The sequence below is a fragment of the Streptomyces sp. NPDC031064 genome (genome assembly GCF_055570965.1).
Genome location: NZ_JBVIGF010000001.1, coordinates 729,962 through 749,983, shown reverse-complemented (window position 1 = coordinate 749,983; position 20,022 = coordinate 729,962). Strand labels below are relative to the sequence as shown.

The 20,022-nt window shown below is 72.8% G+C and carries 19 protein-coding genes; 11 read left to right on the top strand and 8 right to left on the bottom strand.

All coding sequences use genetic code 11. The annotated features are described in order from the left end of the window. Positions 1–118 precede the first annotated feature (118 nt). The gene (locus ACZ46W_RS03075; protein ID WP_468330379.1) at positions 119–952 is read right to left on the bottom strand and encodes an aldo/keto reductase; all 834 of its coding nucleotides are present in this window, start codon (positions 950–952) and stop codon (positions 119–121) included. A 243-nt stretch (positions 953–1,195) separates the two neighbouring features. On the opposite strand from ACZ46W_RS03075, the gene pqqA reads away from it, so the two are divergent. The 6 genes from pqqA to ACZ46W_RS03045 are packed head-to-tail and all read left to right on the top strand — an operon-like array spanning position 1,196 to position 5,377. Beyond that, entirely contained in the window at positions 1,196–1,327 is a 132-nt protein-coding gene (pqqA, locus tag ACZ46W_RS03070) for a pyrroloquinoline quinone precursor peptide PqqA (protein ID WP_468330376.1), read from the top strand. Positions 1,328–1,337: 10 nt separating this feature from the next. Continuing rightward, complete coding sequence (gene pqqB, locus ACZ46W_RS03065) at positions 1,338–2,237, top strand: pyrroloquinoline quinone biosynthesis protein PqqB (protein WP_468330373.1); 900 nt, start codon at positions 1,338–1,340, stop codon at positions 2,235–2,237. Then, positions 2,234–2,929 carry a pyrroloquinoline-quinone synthase PqqC gene (gene pqqC / locus ACZ46W_RS03060; RefSeq protein WP_468330370.1) on the top strand — a complete coding sequence of 232 codons (696 nt, stop codon included), beginning with the start codon at positions 2,234–2,236 and terminating at the stop codon, positions 2,927–2,929. Before pqqB ends, pqqC begins: the two co-directional genes overlap by 4 nt. A gap of 11 nt (positions 2,930–2,940) precedes the next feature. Then, the gene (pqqD, locus tag ACZ46W_RS03055; RefSeq protein ID WP_468330367.1) at positions 2,941–3,213 is read left to right on the top strand and encodes a pyrroloquinoline quinone biosynthesis peptide chaperone PqqD; all 273 of its coding nucleotides are present in this window, start codon (positions 2,941–2,943) and stop codon (positions 3,211–3,213) included. Then, positions 3,210–4,301 (top strand): pyrroloquinoline quinone biosynthesis protein PqqE, encoded by a 1,092-nt coding sequence (gene pqqE / locus ACZ46W_RS03050; RefSeq protein WP_468330364.1) that lies wholly within the window; start codon positions 3,210–3,212, stop codon positions 4,299–4,301. Before pqqD ends, pqqE begins: the two co-directional genes overlap by 4 nt. Then, entirely contained in the window at positions 4,298–5,377 is a 1,080-nt protein-coding gene (locus ACZ46W_RS03045) for a PQQ-dependent sugar dehydrogenase (protein WP_468330361.1), read from the top strand. Before pqqE ends, ACZ46W_RS03045 begins: the two co-directional genes overlap by 4 nt. Positions 5,378–5,393: 16 nt before the next feature. Here the strand turns inward: ACZ46W_RS03045 and ACZ46W_RS03040 are convergent, their stop codons facing one another. Together ACZ46W_RS03040 and ACZ46W_RS03035 are read right to left on the bottom strand one after the other, a co-directional pair. Then, positions 5,394–7,193, bottom strand: a complete 1,800-nt coding sequence (locus ACZ46W_RS03040; protein ID WP_468330358.1) for an AMP-dependent synthetase/ligase — start codon at positions 7,191–7,193, stop codon at positions 5,394–5,396. 292 nt (positions 7,194–7,485) lie between these two features. Continuing rightward, the gene (locus ACZ46W_RS03035) at positions 7,486–8,346 is read right to left on the bottom strand and encodes a LysR substrate-binding domain-containing protein (protein ID WP_468330355.1); all 861 of its coding nucleotides are present in this window, start codon (positions 8,344–8,346) and stop codon (positions 7,486–7,488) included. A gap of 125 nt (positions 8,347–8,471) precedes the next feature. Between ACZ46W_RS03035 and ACZ46W_RS03030 the strand changes: the two genes are divergently transcribed. Together ACZ46W_RS03030 and ACZ46W_RS03025 are read left to right on the top strand one after the other, a co-directional pair. Then, positions 8,472–9,506 (top strand): bile acid:sodium symporter family protein, encoded by a 1,035-nt coding sequence (locus ACZ46W_RS03030; protein WP_468330352.1) that lies wholly within the window; start codon positions 8,472–8,474, stop codon positions 9,504–9,506. A 57-nt stretch (positions 9,507–9,563) separates the two neighbouring features. Next, positions 9,564–9,950 (top strand): (2Fe-2S) ferredoxin domain-containing protein, encoded by a 387-nt coding sequence (locus tag ACZ46W_RS03025; RefSeq protein WP_366126331.1) that lies wholly within the window; start codon positions 9,564–9,566, stop codon positions 9,948–9,950. 85 nt (positions 9,951–10,035) lie between these two features. On the opposite strand, the gene fdhD is transcribed toward ACZ46W_RS03025, so the two are convergent. From fdhD to ACZ46W_RS03000, 5 genes are read right to left on the bottom strand one after another with little or no spacing between them, the layout of a single operon-like run. Beyond that, a complete protein-coding gene (gene fdhD / locus ACZ46W_RS03020) occupies positions 10,036–10,884 on the bottom strand; it encodes a formate dehydrogenase accessory sulfurtransferase FdhD (RefSeq protein WP_468330348.1) in 849 nt (282 codons plus the stop codon). Positions 10,885–10,889: 5 nt separating this feature from the next. After that, entirely contained in the window at positions 10,890–11,750 is an 861-nt protein-coding gene (locus tag ACZ46W_RS03015; RefSeq protein ID WP_468330345.1) for a 2Fe-2S iron-sulfur cluster-binding protein, read from the bottom strand. Then, a complete protein-coding gene (locus tag ACZ46W_RS03010; protein ID WP_468330342.1) occupies positions 11,747–13,558 on the bottom strand; it encodes an NAD(P)H-dependent oxidoreductase subunit E in 1,812 nt (603 codons plus the stop codon). Before ACZ46W_RS03010 ends, ACZ46W_RS03015 begins: the two co-directional genes overlap by 4 nt. Before the next feature lies 1 nt (position 13,559). Further along, positions 13,560–15,521: a molybdopterin oxidoreductase family protein gene (locus tag ACZ46W_RS03005; RefSeq protein WP_468330339.1), complete on the bottom strand. Its 1,962-nt coding sequence runs from the start codon at positions 15,519–15,521 to the stop codon at positions 13,560–13,562. Next, entirely contained in the window at positions 15,518–16,504 is a 987-nt protein-coding gene (locus ACZ46W_RS03000) for a 2-dehydropantoate 2-reductase (RefSeq protein ID WP_468330336.1), read from the bottom strand. The genes ACZ46W_RS03005 and ACZ46W_RS03000 overlap by 4 nt, the downstream gene beginning before the upstream one ends. Positions 16,505–16,863: 359 nt before the next feature. On the opposite strand from ACZ46W_RS03000, the gene ACZ46W_RS02995 reads away from it, so the two are divergent. From ACZ46W_RS02995 to ACZ46W_RS02985, 3 genes are all read left to right on the top strand, one after another. Continuing rightward, entirely contained in the window at positions 16,864–17,805 is a 942-nt protein-coding gene (locus ACZ46W_RS02995) for a beta-ketoacyl-ACP synthase III (protein WP_468330333.1), read from the top strand. Positions 17,806–17,866: 61 nt separating this feature from the next. Next, the gene (locus tag ACZ46W_RS02990; protein WP_468330330.1) at positions 17,867–18,544 is read left to right on the top strand and encodes a GntR family transcriptional regulator; all 678 of its coding nucleotides are present in this window, start codon (positions 17,867–17,869) and stop codon (positions 18,542–18,544) included. A gap of 183 nt (positions 18,545–18,727) precedes the next feature. Beyond that, complete coding sequence (locus tag ACZ46W_RS02985) at positions 18,728–19,909, top strand: ROK family transcriptional regulator (RefSeq protein WP_468330327.1); 1,182 nt, start codon at positions 18,728–18,730, stop codon at positions 19,907–19,909. Positions 19,910–20,022 lie beyond the last annotated feature (113 nt).

The following is a 20,022-nucleotide window of genomic DNA, read 5'->3' as shown; positions in this document are numbered from 1 at the left end:
CTCCCCCCTTCCCCCCCCCCCCCCCCCCCCCCCCCCCCCCCCCCCCCCCCCCCCCCCCCCCCCCCCCCCACCCCCCCCCCCCCCCCCCCCCCCCCCCCCCGCGACCGGTGATCAGCGCTCAGCCCTGGCCGAACGTGGCCGGGTCCGGGCCCAGCCGCTTGCCCTCGTCGAGTGCGGCGAAGGCCGCCAGGTCGTCGGCGTCCAGTTCGAAGTCGAAGACGTCGATGTTCTCCCGGATCCGGGACGGGGTCACGGACTTGGGGATCACGATGTTGCCGAGCTGGAGGTGCCAGCGCAGCACCACCTGGGCGGGCGTGCGCTCGTGCTTGCGGGCGACCGCCACGATCGTCGGGACCTCCAGCAGGCCCCTGCCCTGGCCCAGCGGGGACCAGGCCTCGGTCCGGATGTCGTGGCGGGCGTGGAAGGCCCGGGACTCGCCCTGCTGGAGGCGGGGGTGGAGCTCGATCTGGTTGAGCACCGGTACGACGGAGGTCTCGTCGAGGAGGCGCTCCAGGTGCCCGGGCAGGAAGTTGGAGACGCCGATCGCCTTGGCGCGGCCGTCCGCGTGAATCTTCTCGAGCGCCCTGTACGTGTCGACGTACGCGTCCCGCGACGGCACCGGCCAGTGGATCAGGTACAGGTCGATGTAATCGAGCCCCAGCCTGGCCAGGGACTCGTCGAACGCGCGCAGCGTCGCGTCGTGGCCGTGCTCGCTGTTCCAGACCTTGGTGGTGACGAAGAGCTCGTCGCGGGCGATGCCGGAGGCGGCGATGGCCTCGCCGGTGCCCTTCTCGTTCCCGTAGATCGCTGCGGTGTCGATGCTGCGGTACCCGGCTTCGAGGGCCGTGCCCACCGCGTTCGCCGCCTCGTCGTCGGGCACCTGCCAGACACCGAAACCGAGCTGCGGCATGGCGACGCCGTTGTTGAGGGTGATGGAGGGGACCTTGGTCACGAGCGGTCGATCCTAACGTCGTCGGTTGGTACTACCAGGTTCGGTACTCCCAGGGACAACGATCACATCCTGGAACGTGTTCCCGTCGTACTCCCGGGGCGTTCCTGGAACCGCGCCATTGACCGCGTCCCGTCAACGCGCGACTCTATTGCACGTCGCTGAACACGATGCAGCCATCTGAACGGTTGAATAGCCGCGTTCGGCACTCCTGAACCCCCACCTCTCAGGAAAGCAGGTCCGGCCATGCAGGAATCGTTCACGCCCCACGAGGACGCCGAGGAGACGGCCGCCACCCCGGCCGCCTGGCAGACCCCCGAGTACACGGTCGTGGAGACCGGCCTCGAAGTCACCGCCTATTTCCTCGCCGACCGGTAGACCCACCGCCATGCTGCTCCAGGTGCTCGGCACCGCGGCGGGCGGCGGGCTGCCCCAGTGGAACTGCGCGTGTCCCGGCTGCGCCGGGGCACGCGCCCACCCTGAGCGGCGCCGCCGTCACGCCTCGCTCGCCCTCCGCGCGGACGAGGGCTCCTGGTACCTCGTCAACGCCACCCCCGACCTCGGCGAACAGATCGAGGACAGCCCCGGGCTGCGGCCGGGACCCGGCCCCCGCGACACGCCCCTCACGGGCGTCGTCCTCACCGACGCCGAACTCGACCACACCCTCGGCATCGCCCGCCTCCGCGAGGCCGACGGCTTCGAGATCCTCGCCACCCCGCCCGTGCGCACCGCGCTCACCGACCGCCTCCGCCTCGCCGACACCCTCGCCCCCTACACCCGCGTCGAGTGGCGCGAGCTCGGAGGCAAGCCGCAGCCGCTCACCCCCGGCGGGACGATCGAGATCGACGCCGTGCCCGTCTGCGCCAAACGCCCCCGGTACGCCGCCGGCGGCACCGGGCCCGACGACCCCACCTGGGTCGTCGCCCTCCGGCTGCGCGACACGGTCACCGGCCGGACCCTCCTCTACGCACCCGCGCTCGCCGCCTGGACCGACGCCTTCCAGGACGCCGTCGAGGACGCCGACTGCGTCATCGTCGACGGCACCTTCTGGGACGACGACGAACCCGTACGCACCGGCATCTCCACCAGGACCGCCACCGGCATGGGACACCTGCCCATCGACGGACCGCACGGCACCGCACGCCGGCTCGCCGCCCTCGGCACCCGCTGCCTCTACACCCACCTCAACAACACCAACCCCCTCGTCGACCCCGCCGCCCCGCAGCACGCGCTGCTGGCGGACCAGGGCATCGGCGTCGCCGCCGACCGGATGGTGATCGAGCTGTGAGCCGACAGCCCCTGACCCGCGAGGAGTTCACGGCCCGGCTGCGCGCCGTCGCCGCCGACCGCTACCACGACCGCCACCCCTTCAACGTCCGCATGCACGACGGCACCCTCACCCCCGCCGAGGTGCGCCGCTGGATCGTCAACCGCTTCCACTACCAGCGCCACATCCCCGTCAAGGACGCGCTCATCCTCGCCAAGCTCGACACACCCGCCCTGCGCCGCGCCTGGCTGCGGCGCATCCAGGACCACGACGGCGAGAAGGACGGGCAGGGCGGCATCGAACGCTGGCTGAGGCTCGGCGAGGCCGCCGGCATCGACCGCGACCGCCTCGAATCGGGCGACGAGGTCCTGCCCGGCGTACGGCTCGCCGTCGACGGCTACGTCAACTTCTGCCGGCTGCGCCCCCGGCTCGAAGCCGTCGCCGCCTCCCTCACCGAACTGTCCGCGCCCACCATCATGCGCACCCGCATCCAGGCGTTCGAGACCCACTACCCGTGGATCGAGGCGGACGGGCTGGCCTATTTCCGGAACCGGATCGGACAGGGCGGCCGCGACAGCGCCGAAGCGCTCGCCCTGGTCCTCGACTGGGCCCGCACCCGTGAGGAACAGGAACGGGCCGAGGCCGCGCTCGCCTTCAAATGCGACGTGCTGTGGTCGCTGCTCGACGCCGTCGAGGCCGGGGGGCGGGCATGAACGGGGCAGGCATGAGCGGGAGCGACAGCGGTACGTGGCGACCGGCACTGCGCCGGTCGGTGACGCTCCGGCACGACCACGTGCGCGGCACCGATCTGCTGGTGCTTCCCGAACGGGTGGTCGTCCTGCACGGCAACGCCGGGTCCGTCGTACGGCTCTGCGACGGCGAACGGGACGTCGACGGCATCGTCGCCGCACTCCGGGTCCGCCACCCGGACGCGCCCGTCGCCGAGGAGGTGCCCGCCTTCCTTGATCGGCTCCGGGCGGAGGGCTGGCTCACATGACACGGCCGCCCGGGCCGCCCTGGGCCCTGCTCGCCGAGCTCACCCACGCCTGCCCGCTGCGCTGCGCGTACTGCTCCAACCCGCTCGAACTGGTCGCCCGCTCGGCGGAGTTGACGGCGGAGCAGTGGGCGGACGTCTTCCGGCAGGCCGCCGCGCTCGGCGTCGTCCAGACCCACCTGTCGGGTGGGGAGCCGCTGCTGCGCCGCGACCTGGACGCCATCGTGGCCGGCGCCGACGGCACCGGCATCCACACCCAGCTCGTCACCAGCGGCGTCGGGCTCACCGCGACACGACTGCGCGGCCTGGTGGCGGCGGGGCTGCGCAGCGTCCAACTGTCCGTGCAGCACACGGACGCGGGCGCCGCCGAACGCATCGCCGGAGCCAGGGCGTTCACCGCCAAGGAGCGCGCCGCCCGGCTCGTACGCGAGGCACGGCTCCCGCTGGGCCTCAACGTCGTTCTGCACCGGGCCAACCTCGACGCGCTGGACGGCCTCGTGGAGCTGGCCCTCGCCTGGGGCGCCGAGCGCGTCGAGCTGGCCAACACCCAGTTCTACGGCTGGGCGCTGCGCAACCGCGCGGCACTGCTGCCCGACCGGGCGCAGGTGGCCCGGGCGCGGGACGCCGTCGCCCGGTGGCGCGAGCGGCTGGCCGGGCGCCTGGACCTGGTGTGGGTCGTGCCCGACTACGTGGACGGCACCGCCAAGCCCTGCATGGGCGGCTGGGGCGCCCTGTCCCTGACCGTCCACCCCGACGGCACGGTCCTGCCCTGCCCGGCCGCCGCGGCCCTCCCCGGGCTCGGCGCGCCGAACGTCAAGGACCACGCCCTGGACTGGATCTGGCGCGAGTCCCCGGCGTTCACCGCGTACCGGGGCGAGGAGTGGATGACCGAACCGTGCCGGAGCTGCGAGCTGCGCACCACCGACTTCGGCGGCTGCCGCTGCCAGGCGTACGCCCTGACCGGCGACGCCACCCGCACCGACCCCGTCTGCCGCAAGTCCCCCGACCACGGGCTGGTCACCGCCCTCGTCGACGCGGCCGGCGTGAGCACCGACTCCGGATACTCCTACCGCACGGAAGGACCCCGATGACCCCCACGCGCCCCACCCTGCTCGCGGCCGCCCTCGGCGCCGCCGCGCTGCTCGCCGGCCTCGTAGCACCGTCCTCCGCCGCGACCGTCCCCGCGAGCCAACCCACCGGCGTCACCACCCTGTCCACCGGCTGGACCATCCCCTGGGGCACCCACTGGCTGCCGGACGGCTCCGCCGCCCTCGTCACCGAACGCGACACCTTCACGGTCTGGAAGGTCACCCCCTCCGGCACCCGCACCCGGATCGGCACCGTCCCCCACTCCCAGACCACCGGCGGCGAGGGCGGCCTCATGGGCGTGGCCGTCGACCCCGACTGGGCCACCACCCGGCACGTCTACTTCATGCACACCTCGTCGGAGGGCAACCGGATCGCCCGCATGACCTACGACGGGACCGCGCTCACCGGCTACACCACGCTCGTGCAGGGCATCCGCAAGGCCCGCTACCACAACGGCGGACGGCTCGCCTTCGGCCCCGACGGGTACCTGTACGCCTCCACCGGCGACGCCCAGGTCACCTCGCTCGCCCAGGACCGCGGCTCCCTCAACGGCAAGATCCTCCGCATGACCAAGGACGGCAAGCCCGCGCCCGGCAACCCCTTCGGCACCCTCGTGTACAGCATGGGCCACCGCAACCCGCAGGGCCTCGCCTTCGACGAGCGGGGGCGGCTGTGGGAGGCCGAACTCGGCCAGAGCTCCCGCGACGAGCTCAACCTCATCAAGCCCGGCGCCAACTACGGCTGGTCCACCTGCGAAGGCACCTGCGATGTGGCCGGCATGACCAACCCCAAGAAGACCTGGGGCGTCGCCGAGGCGTCCCCCAGCGGCATCGCCGTCGCCGACGGCGCCGTCTACATGGCGTCCCTGCGCGGCAAGCGGCTCTGGCGCATCCCCATCAACGCCGGTGACGAGAACGTCGGCACGGCGACGGCGTACTACGTCGGCACCTACGGCAGGCTGCGCACTGTCACCACGGTGCCCGGAGGCAGGGACCTGTGGCTGTCCACGTCCAACGCGGACGGCAACGGCGGTCAGCCGGCGGGCTCGGACCGGATCCTCAAGGTGACGATCGGTTAGCCCCTCGTCCGGCCCCTCACCGGTACAGGGCGTCGACCTCCGCCGCGTACGCCGCCTCGATCGCCCTCCGCTTCAGCTTCAGCGACGGCGTCAGCAGGCCGTGCTCCTCGGAGAACGGATGCGCCAGGATGCGGAAGGTGCGGATCGACTCCGCCTGCGACACCAGCGTGTTCGCCGCCACGACCGCCCGCCGGATCTCCGTCTCCAGGGCGGGGTCCCGCACCAGTTCGGCGGGCGGCAGGGGCGCCCGGTTCTGCATGGCGAGCCAGTGCTCCACGGCCTCCTGGTCGATGGTGACCAGGGCGGCGATGTACGGGCGGTCGTTGCCGACCACGATGCACTGCGCCACCAGCGGATGGGACCGCACCCGCTCCTCCAGTGCGGCCGGCGACACGCTCTTGCCGCCCGACGTCACCAGGATCTCCTTCTTCCGCCCGGTGATGGTCAGATAGCCGTCCTCGTCGAGCGACCCCAGGTCACCGGTCGCCAGCCAGCCGTCCCGGAGGACGGCGGCGGTCGCGGCCGGGTCGCCCAGGTAGCCCGAGAAGACGTGCGGGCCGCGCAGCCACACCTCGCCGTCCTCCGCGATGTGCACCGTCGTCCCCGGGATGGGCGGGCCGACCGTGCCGTACTTGGTGCGCTCGGGCGGGTTCGCGGTGGCCGCCGACGCCGACTCCGTCAGCCCGTACCCCTCGTACACGGTCACGCCCGCGCCCTCGAAGAACAGCCCGAGCCGCCGGGCCATCCCCGACCCGCCCGACATCGCGTGCCGCACCCGGCCGCCCAGCGCGTCACGGACCTTGCCGTACACCAGCTTGTCGAAGAACTGGTGCTGCACCCGCAGCGCCGCCGACGGCCCGGGCCCCAGCCCGAACGCCTTGTTCTCCAGGGCCTCCGCGTACCGCACCGCCACCTCGACGGCCTTGTCGAAGGGACCCAGCCGCCCGTCCGCCTCCGCCCGGCGCCGCGCCGCCTGGTAGACCTTCTCGAAGATGTACGGGACGGCCAGCACGAACGTGGGCCGGAACGCCGCCAGATCCGCCAGCAGGGGCCCGGCCGCGAGCTGCGGCTGGTGGCCGAACTTCACCCGCTTGCGGACCGCCGCCACCTCCACCATCCGCCCGAAGACGTGCGCGAGGGGCAGGAACAGCAGCGTCGACGCCTCGTCGCCGGGCTTGGAGTGGAACACCTGCTCCCACCGGCTGACCAGGGTGTCCGCCTCGAACATGAAGTTGGCGTGCGTCAGCACGCACCCCTTGGGGCGGCCGGTGGTCCCGGACGTGTAGATGATCGTGGCGATCGACTCGGGCGTCACCGCCCGCCGGTGGCGCTGCACCACTTCCTCGTCGATGCGTGCGCCCGCCTCCACCAGTTCGGCGACCGCCCCGGCGTCGAGCTGCCACAGTCGCTTCAGCCGGGGCAGCCGGTCGATCACCGAGCCGACGGTCATGGCGTGGTCCTCGTGCTCCACCACGCACGCGGTCACCTCGGCGTCGTGGAGCATCCAGTGGACCTGATCGGCGGAGGAGGTCGGGTAGACGGGCACAGACTGCGCACCGACCGTCCACAAGGCGAAGTCGAACAGCGTCCACTCGTAGCGCGTCCGCGCCATGATGGCGACCCGGTCGCCGAACCGTACGCCGTCCGCGAGCAGCCCTTTGGCGAGCGCCAGCACCTCGTCCCGGAACCGCGCGGACGTGACGTCGACCCAGCGGCCGTCCGCCGTCTTGCGGCCCAGCGCGACACGGTCCGGGTCGTCCATGGCGTGCTCGAATACGGAATCAGCCAGTCCGCCGACCAGGGGAGCCGTCGCCACGGGTGGGACAGTGAACTCGCGCAATGGCCTGCTCCTTGGGGGGTGCTCCGCACGGCGGAGGGTGACGGTACCCCACGCCGGACCCGCGCGGGAGGTCCTTCGTGAACCCTGTCCGTACGACATCGCCACAGGTCAGGAGCTAAGTGCCCGGCCACGGGGGTGGGTATGCGCACGCTACTGACCGCCGGGTAAGTAGTGGGTGCCGGAATCTCCACGGAATCTGTACGTCACGCTCACGACGCACGTCACGCTCACGCGGCACGTCACGCTCACGCGCCCTCGCGTACGGCGGCTACCGGTGCAGCCGGTCGCCGCCCGCGAGGATCGCCGCCGCCAGGGCGTCCGCCGCCTCCTGGGCCGTGCCCCTGGGGCGGCCGTGCCGGAGCACGAAGTCCACGTCGCCCAGTTCCGGCAGGCCCGCCCGGGCCGGGAGCGGGGCCAGGCCCGGCGGGATCAGGCCACGGGTGTGGGCCATCACGCCCAGGCCCGCGCGGGCGGCCGCGATCAGGCCGCTCAGGCTCGTGCTCGTGCAGACGATCCGCCACGGGCGGCCGTGCGCCTCCAGTGCCTCCAGGGCCCGCGCCCGGGTGATGCCCGGCGGCGGGAAGACGATCAGCGGAACCGGGCGGTCCGGGTCCAGGCGCAGGTGGGGCGCGCCGATCCACGTCAGCGTGGAGTGCCAGACCAGCCGGCCGTGCGTGTCGCCGCCGCGCCGCTTGGCGAGGACCAGGTCCAGCCGGCCGGCGGCCAGCTTCTCGTGCAGCGTGCCGGACAGCCCCACCGTCAGCTCCAGGTCCACCTCGGGGTGCTCGCGGCGGAACGACTCCAGGATCTCGGGCAGCCGGGTCAGCACGAAGTCCTCCGACACCCCGAAACGCAGCCGCCCGCGCAGCCGCGTACCGGTGAAGAACGCCGCCGCCCGCTCATGGGCCGCCAGGATCGTCCGGGCGAAGCCGAGCATCGCCTCGCCGTCCTCCGTGAGCTCCACGCTGTGGGTGTCCCGGGTGAACAGCGCACGCCCCGCCGCCTCCTCCAGCTTCCGCACGTGCTGGCTGACCGTCGACTGGCGCAGCCCGAGGCGGCGGGCTGCCTGGGTGAAGCCCAGGGTCTGCGCCACGGCCAGGAAGGTGCGCAGTTGCGTGGGCTCGTACACGCCTCCAGGCTAGCGGGGTCATCGCGGAACGTGATGACAGTCAGAGCGGTGTACGGGATTCCCGATCGGCCCGGTCGCATGGACGATGGAGAGGGCACGACCTGAACCGAGAGCACGTGGAGCACATGACCCGCCGCCGACCGCTGGCCCCGCGCCTCCGCCTGCCGATCGACCCGTACATCCTGGCGCTGGTCGCGACGGTGGCCCTCGCGGCGCTGCTCCCCGCCTCCGGCGCGGCGGCCGACGCCGTCGGCGGGGTCTCGACCGGCGCGATAGCGCTGCTGTTCTTCCTGTACGGGGCCCGGCTGTCCACCCGCGAGGCGCTGGACGGACTGCGGCACTGGCGCCTCCACGTGACCGTGCTGGCGGCGACCTTCGTGGTCTTCCCGCTGCTGGGGCTGGCCGCCAGGGGCCTGGTCCCGGCGGTGCTGACGCCCGCCCTGTACGGCGGGCTGCTCTTCCTGTGCCTGGTGCCGTCCACGATCCAGTCGTCGATCGCCTTCACGTCGATGGCGCGCGGCAACGTGCCCGCCGCGATCTGCGCGGGCTCCTTCTCGTCACTGGCCGGGATCGTCCTCACGCCCCTGCTGGCGGCCCTGCTGCTGGGCGGCAGCGGCGGTGGCTTCTCGGCGGACTCGCTGCTGCGGATCGTCGCGCAGCTCCTGGTGCCGTTCCTGGTGGGGCAGGCGCTGCGCCGCTGGGTGTCGGGCTTCCTGACCCGGCACAAGAAGGTGCTGGGGTACGTCGACCGCGGCTCGATCCTGCTCGTCGTCTACACCGCCTTCAGCGAGGGCATGGTCCAGGGCGTCTGGCACCAGGTCACCCCGGTACGGCTCGCGGCGCTGCTCGGTGTCGAGGCGGTGCTGCTCGCCGTGATGCTGGCGCTCACCTGGTACGGGGCCGGGCGGCTCGGGTTCGGCCGGGGGGACCGGATCGCGATCCAGTTCGCCGGGTCGAAGAAGAGCCTGGCCGCGGGCCTGCCGATGGCGAGCGTCCTGTTCGGTGCGCACGCCTCACTCGCCGTCCTTCCGCTGATGCTCTTCCACCAGATGCAGTTGATGGTCTGCGCGGTCATCGCCAAGCGCCGCGCCAACGACCCGGCGTCCACCGCGCCGGAGCCGCTCGCGGAGCGGATCGCGCACCCCGCCGCCCGGTCATGATCACGTATATCGATAACGTGAGGTCATGCCCTCATTCGACGCCCGGGGAACGGCCCGGTGAACCGCACCTGGATACGGCCCGGCGCCACCCGCCCCTGCTCCCTGGTCGTCTGCCGCGGCTGCTGCTGCGGCGACGCCCGTAAACGCCCCGGCACCGACCACGCCGGCCAGCTCGCCAGGCTGCGCGCGGCCGCCGCGGCCTCCGGCGGCAGGCTCGCCGTCCGCACCAGTGACTGCCTCGGCCCGTGCGGCCAGGCCAACGTGGTGGTCGTCCAGCCCTCCACCGAGGGCCGGCGGCGGGGCGCCCGCGCCGCCTGGATCGGCTGGGCCCTCGACGACGACTGCCTGGACGACATCCTCACCTGGGTCGAGGCGGGCGGGCCGGGCATCGCGGAGCCCCCCGACACGCTCACGCTCCAGATGATCGACCCGCCGAGGAAGTAGGGACGCGGAACCGGCCGGCGCAGGGGGCGCACCCCGCCGGCCGGCGCCGGCCCGTGCAGCGGGCGGACCGCCGGCCCCGGGAGGGTCAGCCCCGGGAGGCCGTCTCCGCCAGGGCGATCCGGTCCTCACCCGCGTACACGTTCATGTTCCGGCCGCGCAGGAAGCCGACCAGGGTCAGGCCCGTCTCGGCGGCCAGGTCCACGGCGAGCGACGACGGCGCCGACACCGCCGCCATCACCGGGATGCCCGCCATCACCGCCTTCTGCGCCAGCTCGAACGACGCCCGCCCCGACACCAGCAGGACCGCCCGGTCCAGCGGCAGCAGGTCCTCCCGCAGCGCGCGGCCGACCAGCTTGTCCACCGCGTTGTGCCTGCCGACGTCCTCCCGTACGTCGAGCAGCTCGCCGCCCTCCGAGAACAGCGCCGCCGCGTGCAGGCCGCCGGTCCGGTCGAAGACCCGCTGCGCCTCCCGCAGCCGGTCGGGGAGCGCGGCGAGCAGGTCGGGCTCCAGGCGGAGCGGGGGAGTGTCGGCGATCGGGAAGCGGGCGGTGGTGCGGACGGCATCCAGGCCGGCCTTGCCGCACAGGCCGCACGAGGACGTGGTGTAGACGTTCCGCTCCAGCGTGATGTCCGGGACGGCCACGCCGGGGGCGAGCTGGACGTCCACCACGTTGTACGTGTTGGTCCCGTCGTCCTTGGCGCCGGCGCAGTACACGATGTTCCGGACCTCCGCCGCCGATCCGAGGACGCCCTCGCTGACGAGGAAGCCGGCCGCCAGCGCGAAGTCGTCGCCCGGCGTGCGCATGGTGATGGCGAGCGGCTTGCCGTTCAGCCGGATCTCCATCGGCTCCTCGGCGACCAGGGTGTCGGGACGGGCCGAGACGGCTCCGTCCCGGATGCGGATGACGCGGCGGCGCTCGGTGACCCGTCCCATGCTGATCAGTCCCGGTTCTGAACGTGTTGGTAGCCGAAACGGCCCTTGATGCAGAGGTTGCCGTGGGTCACCGGGTTGTCGTGCGGCGAGGTGACCTTGACGATCTCATTGTCCTGCACGTGCAGGGTGAGGTTGCAGCCGACTCCGCAGTACGCGCAGACCGTCGTCGTCTCGGTCTGCCGCGACTCGTCCCACGTACCGGCCGCCCGCATGTCGAACTCGCTGCGGAAACTGAGCGCGCCGGTCGGGCACACCTCGACGCAGTTGCCGCAGTACACGCACGCGGAGTCGGTGAGCGGCGCGTCGTACTCGACGGCGATCCGGGCGTCGAAGCCACGGCCCACCACGGAGATGGCGAAGCTGTTCTGCCACTGCTCGCCGCACGCGTCGACGCACTTGTAGCACAGGACGCACTTGTCGTAGTCGCGGACGTACAGGTCGTTGTCGATCCTCGGCTCCTCGTTGACGCGGGCCGCGTCCGGGCCGAAGCGGTCCGGCTTCGCCTCGTACTCCTTGAGCCACTCCGGCACCGCCGGGGTCGTCGACAGGTCGACGGAGGAGGCCAGCAGCTCCAGCACGACCTTCCGGCTGTGCCGGGCCCGCTCGGTGTCCGTGCGGACGGTCATGCCGGGCTCGGCGCGGCGCGAGCAGGCGGGGGCGAGCGTGCGGGCGCCCTCGACCTCGACGACGCAGACGCGGCAGGCGTTCTTGGGCGTGAGCGTGTCACCGTGGCAGAGGGTCGGGACGTCCTTCCCGGCGGCCCGGCAGGCGTCCAGGACCGTCGCCCCCTCGGGGACGCGGACGGGTTCGCCGTCGAGGGTGAACTCGACGAGGCGGCGCGGGAACTGGAGCGGTACGGCGGTCATTCGAAGGCCCCCAGGCGGTCGATGGCGGACTCGACGGCGTTCCAGGCGGTCTGCCCGAGACCGCAGATCGAGGCGTCGCGCATGGCCTGGCCGACCTCGCGCAGCAGGGCGATGTCGTCGGCGGCCGCGGCGCCGGTACGGTCCTTGATCCGGTGCAGCGCCTCCTCCTGCCGCACGGTGCCGACCCGGCAGGGCACGCACTGGCCGCACGACTCGTCGCGGAAGAACTCCGCGATGCGGAGCAGGACGCGCGGCAGGTCCACGGTGTCGTCCAGGACGAGGACGACGCCCGAGCCGAGGGTGGCGCCGGCGGCGCGGGTGCCCTCGAAGGTGAGCGGGATGTCCAGCTCGTCGGGGCGTACGAAGCCGCCCGCCGCCCCGCCCAGCAGGATCGCCCGCATCCGCTCCGGCCTGCCCGCGAGGTCCAGCAGCTCGCCGAGCGTCGCCCCGAACGGCAGCTCGTACACGCCAGGCCGGGCCACGTTCCCCGACACGCAGAACAGCTTGGTCTCGGCGAACTCCGGGCCGCCGGTGAGGATCGGCAGGACGTTGACGAGCGTCTCGACGTTGTTGGCGGCGGTCGGCTTGCCGAACAGGCCCTTCTCCACGGGGAACGGCGGCTTGGAGCGCGGTTCGCCCCGGTGGCCCTCGATGGAGTTGAACAGGGCGGTCTCCTCGCCGCAGATGTACGCGCCGGCGCCCCGCCGGACCTCGATGTCGAAGGCGTGGCCGTGTCCGAGCACGTCATCGCCGAGCAGCCCCCGCTCCCGGGCCCGTGCGATGGCGTTCTCCAGCCGCTCCGTGGCCCTCGGGTACTCCCCGCGGACGTACAGGTAGCCCCGGTGGGCGCCCACCGCGTACCCGGCGATGGTCATCGCCTCGATCAGCGCGTACGGGTCGCCCTCCATGATCACCCGGTCCTTGAAGGTGCCGGGCTCCGACTCGTCGGCGTTGCACACCAGGTAGTGCGGCCGGTCGGGCTGGGCGGCCGTCGCCTGCCACTTGCGGCCCGTCGGGAAGGCCGCCCCACCGCGCCCGAGGAGCCCCGCCTCCGTCACCTCCCGGATGACCCCGGCGGGCCCCAGCGCGAACGCCCGGCGCAGCGCGGCGTACCCGCCGTGCGCCCGGTAGTCGTCCAGGCTGTACGGGTCGACGACCCCGACGCGCCGCAGCAGCGACAGGCCCTCCTGCCCCGCCTGCGGCACGGCCATGAGCGCGCTCGGCTCGCCGGGAGCGCCCTCCGGCGCCCGTACGGCCTCCCGGAGCGCGTCCGCCGAGGCGGGCGCGACCACCGCCGCCACGGGCCGGGCACCCGCCCGCGACAGCAGGGCCGCCGGGGCCCGTTCGCACAGGCCCAGGCACGGGCTCGGCTGCCATACCGCGCCGTCCGCGGGCGTGCCCGGCGGGCCCAGCCGGTCCTGGACGCCCGCCGTCAGGGCACCCGAGCCGCGCGCCGCGCACGCCAGGTCCGTGCAGACGTGGAGCACCGTCGCCGGGCGCGGCCGCACCGAGAACAGCGAGTAGAACGTGGCCACCCCGTACGCCTCCGCCGGCGGCACCGTCAGCCGCCGGCACAGGTAGTCGAGGCCGCCCTCGCTGATCCAGCCCACCCGGTCGTTCAGGGCGTGCAGTCCCGGCAACAGTTGGTCCCGCCGCTCCCGGGCCCCGCGGCCGCCGCGCGCCCAGCGCAGGTCCGCGTCCGTGCGGTCGTCGGCACCCTCCCAGGCCGAGGTGGGCGGGCCCAGCAGCGCGTCGACCGCCTCCCGCTCCTCGTCGGTCGGCTTGCTGTCGCCGAAGCGCAGGTCCATCTCACACGCCCTTCCCGATGCGATCGGTGTGATCGGTGTGATCGGTGTGATCGGTGTGATCAGTGATGTCGGTGTGATCGATGCGTTCGATGCGGATGGCCGACGCCTTGAACTCCGCCGTCCCCGCGATCGGGCAGTTCGCCTCGATCGTCAACTGGTTGGTGTCCACCTCGTCCGGAAAGTGCATGGTCATGAACGCCAGCCCCGGCCGCAGCGCCGGGTCCACCCACACCGGCGCCGTCACCGACCCCCGCCGGGACGTCACCCGCACCTGCTCGCCGACCACGACCCCGTACCGCTCCGCGTCCTCGGGGCACAGCTCGACGTACTCCCCGCGCCGCAGCGGCGAGGCGAAACTCCCGCTCTGCACGCCCGTGTTGTACGAGTCGAGCCGCCGTCCCGTCGTCAGCCGGATCGGGTAGTGGTCGTCCGTCAGGTCGACGGGCGGGTCGTGCCGCACGATTCCGAAGGGCGCCGGCCGGCCTCGCCGGGCCGGGTCCGCCTCCCACAGGCGGCCGTGCAGGAAGGACGGCTCCAGGCGTTCGGTGTCCGGGCACGGCCACTGGATGCCCTGGTGGGCTTCGAGGCGCTCGTACGTCATGCCCCAGTGGTCCGGCGACAGCGCCCGCAGCTCGTTCCAGACGGTTTCGGCGTCCTGGTACTTCCAGTCGTGGCCCAGCCGCCGGGCGAGGTCGCAGATGACGTCGATGTCCTCGCGCGCCTCACCGGGCGGGTCGAGCGCCTTGCGTACGCGCTGCACACGCCGCTCGCTGTTGGTCGTGGTGCCCTCCGTCTCGCACCAGGCGGCCGTCGCGGGCAGCACCACGTCCGCGAACTCGGCGGTCCTCGTCAGGAAGATGTCCTGCACCACCAGGCAGTCGAGCCGGGCGAGCCGCCGCATCGCCTGCTCGCTGTCGGCCTCGGACTGCGCCGGGTTCTCCCCGATGCAGTACACCGCCCGCAGCTCGCCGGTCTCCATCGCCTCGAACATCTCGGTGAGCGTGCGCCCGTAGGACGGCCGGATCTCCGTGCCCCAGAAGGACTCGAACTTCCGCCGTACGCCGTCGTCGAGGATGTCCTGGAAGCCGGGCAGCCGGTTGGGGATGGCCCCCATGTCGCCGCCGCCCTGCACGTTGTTCTGCCCGCGCAGCGGCTGCACGCCGCAGCCGTACCGCCCGACATGACCGGTCAGCAGCGCCAGGTTGATCAGCGCCCGGACGTTGTCGGTGCCGTTGTGGTGCTCGGTGATGCCCAGGGTCCAGCACAGTTGCGCCCGTTCGGCCCGGGCGTACGCGTGGGCCAGCTCCCGTATCGCGGCGGCCGGCACGCCGGTGACCTTCTCGGCCAGGACCGGGGTCCACGGCTCGACCAGCTCGGCGTACTCCTCGAAGCCGGTCGTCGCCCGCTCGATGAACGCGCGGTTGTGCAGGCCCGCGTGGATGATCTCGCGCCCGACGGCGTGGGCGAGCGGGATGTCGGTGCCCACGTTGAGGCCCAGCCAGCCCTCCGCCCACTCGGCCGTGGAGGTGCGGCGCGGATCGACGGCGTACATCCGGGCCCCGTTCCGTATCCCCTTCAGGACGTGCTGGAAGAAGATCGGGTGCGCGAAGCGGGCGTTGGAGCCCCACATCACGATGACGTCGGTGTGCTCGACCTCCTCGTACGACGACGTCCCGCCGCCGGAACCGAAGACGGCCGACAGGCCCGCGACGCTCGGCGCGTGACAGGTGCGGTTGCAGGAGTCGACGTCGTTGGTGCCCATGACCACGCGGGCGAACTTCTGCGCCACGTAGTTCATCTCGTTGGTGGCGCGGGCACAGGAGAACATCCCGAAGGCGCCCCGGGCGGCCCGGAACCCGGCCGCCGCCCGGTCCAGCGCCTCGTCCCACGTGGCCCGCCGCAGCGGCCCGCCCTTGACGTCGCGTACGAGCGGATGGGTCAGGCGGGTGTAGTTCTTCTTCATGCCGCGTTCCTCGTCGTCCGTATCCGCGTGGCCAGCAGGTCCGACAGCGCGTGCACCGTGCGCAGCGTCGGTACCGGGACGTCCCCCACCTCCGCCAGCTCGACGACCGCCGCGAGCAGCACGTCGAGCTCCAGCGGCTTGCCCTTCTCCAGGTCCTGGAGCGTGGAGGTGCGGTGGTCGCCGACCCGTTCGGCGCCGGCGATGCGGCGTTCCACGGAGATGCCGGGGCGGCAGCCGAGGCCGGCGGCGACGGCCAGGGTCTCGGTCATCATCAGCTCGATGACCCGCCGCGTACCGCCGTGCAGGCACATCTGGCGCATGGTGGCCCGGGCGAGGGCGCTGATCGGGTTGAAGGAGATGTTGCCGAGCAGCTTGATCCAGATGTCCTCGCGCAGCTCCGGCTCCACCGGGCACTTCAGGCCACCGGCCCGCATGGCCTCGCTGAACCGCACGCACCGCTGGGACACCGACCGGTCCGGCTCGCCGATCGAGAAGCGGGTGCCCTCCAGGTGCCGTACGACGCCGGGGCCGGCCAGCTCGGTCGCGGCGTAGACGACGCATCCGACGGCTCGTTCCGGAGCGAGCACCGCGCTGACCGACCCGCCCGGGTCGACGCTCTCGACGCGCCGCCCGTCATGGGGGCCGCCGTGCCGGTGGAAGTACCACCAGGGGATGCCGTTCTGGGCGGCGATCACCGCGGTGGTGTCGTGGAGCAGTGGCCGGATCAGCGGCCCGCACGCCGCGTACGAGTTGGCCTTGAGCCCCAGGAACACATAGTCGGCCGGGCCGACGTCCGCCGGGTCGTCGGTGGCGTGGACGTGGGCGGTGAAGTCACCGCGCGGGCTGTGGACCCGCACGCCGTGCTGCCTCATGGCCGCCAGGTGCGGTCCACGGGCGATCAGGTGGACGTCGGCGCCCGCGCGGTCCAGCGCGGCTCCGACGTAGGCGCCGATCGCTCCGGCGCCGAGGACTGCGACTTTCACGTGGGGGTCTCCGTTCGGTTGAGGGACCGAGGCAAGGGACCGGAAAGGTGTGTTGTCGACGAAATATTGTCTACAGTATGGAAGGACGGTCGACAAGGGTCCCGACTTCCACGGGACGCCCGCCAGGACCGGCGATGTTGCGGACTCTCCAACAGGCGGGCGTGAATCCTGTTGGTTCACCCGACCGGTTACTCATCAGTCGCTGACGAAACTGGGTGGCTCCTGCACCCGCACGGAGCACACCGCGCGCGTTCGCGCGCACCGCACGCCACACACCGCACGCACACGACACACCGCACGCACACGCCACACGCCGCACACCACGTTCGCGCACACCGCACACCAAGGGGGTCCCGGGCATGACGGGCACTCGTATCGCCGCGCTCGGGCACTACCAGCCCGCCAAGGTCCTGACCAACGCCGACCTGACGGCGCTGGTCGACACCAGCGACGAGTGGATCACCAGCCGGGTCGGCATCAGGACCCGCCATGTCGCGGGCCCCGACGAGCCGGTCGACGAGATGGCGGCCCACGCGGGCGCCAAGGCGCTGGCCGCCGCCGGGCTCACCCCCGCCGACGTCGACCTGGTCCTGGTCGCCACCTCCACGGCGATCGACCGCTCCCCGAACACCGCGGCCCGGGTCGCGGCCCGGCTCGGCATGGGCTCGCCCGCGACGCTGGACCTCAACGTGGTGTGCGCCGGCTTCACCCACGCGCTGGCGACCGCCGACCACGCCGTACGGGCGGGCTCGGCGACCCGCGCCCTGGTGATCGGCGCCGACAAGATGACCGAGGTCACCGACTGGACCGACCGGACCACCTGCGTCCTGGTCGGCGACGGCGCGGGCGCCGCGGTCGTCGAGGCGGCGCCCGGCGAGGCCGGCATCGGCCCGGTGCTGTGGGGTTCCGTCCCGGAGATGGGCCACGCCGTCCGCATCGAGGGCACCCCGCCGCGCTTCGCCCAGGAGGGCCAGGCCGTCTACCGCTGGGCCACCACCCAACTGCCGCCCATCGCGCGGAAGGTGTGCGAGCGGGCGGGCGTCGCGCCCGAGGAGCTGGCGGCGGTCGTGCTGCACCAGGCGAACCTGCGCATCATCGAGCCGGTCGCGCAGAAGATCGGCGCGGTCAACGCCGTGATCGCCCGCGATGTCACCGAGTCCGGCAACACCTCGGCCGCCTCCGTCCCGATGGCGCTCAGCAAGCTGGTCGAGCGTGGCGAGGTCGCCTCCGGCGCGCCCGCCCTGCTCTTCGGCTTCGGCGGCAACCTGTCGTACGCGGGCCAGGTCGTCCGCGTTCCGTGACGGGGCGGTGGCGATCGGTAGACTGTAGACAATAGACAGCCGTTGCAGACGAGGGGGCCGGATGTTGTCCGCAGGACTGCCGCAAGGTGCCGTACCGAGGCTGGAGAGGCCCGGCCCGCTGCGCGAGCGCGTCTACGAGGCGCTGCTCGAACTGATCACCACCCGCGCCCTGCGGCCCGGCCAGCACCTCGTCGAGAGCGAGCTCGCCGGCCACCTCGGGGTCTCCCGCCAGCCGGTGCGCGAGGCGCTCCAGCGGCTCAACACCGAGGGGTGGGTCGATCTGCGCCCCGCCCAGGGCGCGTTCGTCCACGAACCGACGGAGGAGGAGGCGGACCAGCTCCTCTCGGTGCGCACCCTCCTGGAAGCGGAGGCCGCGCGGCTGGCCGCCGCCAACTCCGGCACGGCCGGCATCGCCGCCCTGGAGGAGCTGTGCGCACAGGGCGAGCGGGCGGTGGCGGACGACGACGTGGATCAGGCGGTGGCCACGAACGCCGCGTTCCACGCCAAGGTGATGGAGCTCGCGGGCAATGTCGTCCTCGCCGAACTGGCCGCCCAGGTGGACCGCCGGGTGCGCTGGTACTACACGCCGGTCGCCCGGCAGCGGGGCAAGCAGTCCTGGATCGAGCACCGCGAACTGATCGCCGCGATCGCCGCCCGTGACGAGCAGCGCGCCACGGAAGTCATGCGCGCCCACACCGAGCACACCCGCACCACGTACCACCACCGCGACACGGCCTGACCGCGCCGAGACCCGCCCGCCGTACGGCGGTTGGGTGTGCCCGGGGCTTTGTCCTGGCTGTGGAGAAAGTTGGTACGGATTGCCGCGCAACTTCTTCCCCCTACGGGAAAGCGCTGCTACGTTCCCCCTCGAAAGCAGCACACCAAGGCCGGACACGACGGCGGGGAGGGGCGCGTGAGACGTATGACGGCTCGACCCGCCAACGCGCACCAGGCACGACTGCTGCGGCTGCTGCGCGACGGCGGCCCCAACTCCCGTGCCCAGTTGGGCGACCAGGTCGACCTGTCCCGCTCCAAGCTGGCCGTCGAGGTCGACCGGCTCCTGGAGACCGGGCTCGTGGTGGCGGACGGGCTCGCCGCGTCGCGCGGCGGACGGCGTTCGCACAACATCCGCCTGGCGCCCGAACTGCGCTTCCTCGGCGTCGACATCGGCGCCACCTCCATCGATGTCGCCGTCACCAACGCCGAGTTGGAGGTGCTGGGCCACCTCAACCACCCCATGGACGTACGCGACGGACCGGTCGCCGTGTTCGAGCAGGTGCTCGCCATGGCGGCCAAGCTCAAGGCGTCCGGCCTCGCCGAGGGCTTCGACGGTGCCGGGATCGGCGTACCCGGCCCGGTCCGTTTCCCCGAGGGCGTCCCGGTCGCGCCGCCGATCATGCCCGGCTGGGACGGGTTCCCCGTCCGGGAGGCGCTCAGCCAGGAGCTGGGCTGCCCGGTCATGGTGGACAACGACGTGAACCTGATGGCGATGGGGGAGCAGCACGCGGGCGTCGCCCGCTCCGTGGGCGACTTTCTCTGCGTCAAGATCGGTACGGGCATCGGCTGCGGCATCGTCGTCGGCGGCGAGGTCTACCGCGGTACGACCGGCAGCGCCGGCGACATCGGCCACATTCAGGTCGTCCCGGAAGGCCGCGCCTGCGCGTGCGGCAACCGGGGCTGCCTGGAGGCCCACTTCAGCGGTGCCGCGCTCGCCCGGGACGCCGAGGACGCGGCGCGGGCCGGCCGGTCCGACGAGCTCGCCCGGCGCCTGGAGGCGGCGGGGCGGCTCACCGCCGTGGACGTCGCCGCGGGCGCGGCCGCCGGTGACGCCACCTCGCTCGCCCTGATCCGGGAGGGCGGCAACCGCGTCGGCCAGGTCATCGCGGGGCTCGTCAGCTTCTTCAACCCGGGCCTGGTGGTGATCGGCGGCGGGGTGACCGGCCTCGGCCACAACCTTCTCGCCGCAGTCCGCACCCAGGTCTACCGCACCTCCCTGCCCCTGGCCACCGGCAACCTGCCGATCGTGCTGGGGGAGTTGGGCGCCACCGCCGGGGTCATCGGCGCCGCCCGCCTCATCAGCGACCACCTGTTCTCACCGGCCTGAACCAACATCGGCCTGAACCACACCGGCCTGAACCAACACCGGCCTGAACCACACCGGCTTGAACCAACACCGGCCTGAACCAACACCGGCCGGAACACCGCACCACCTCGTAC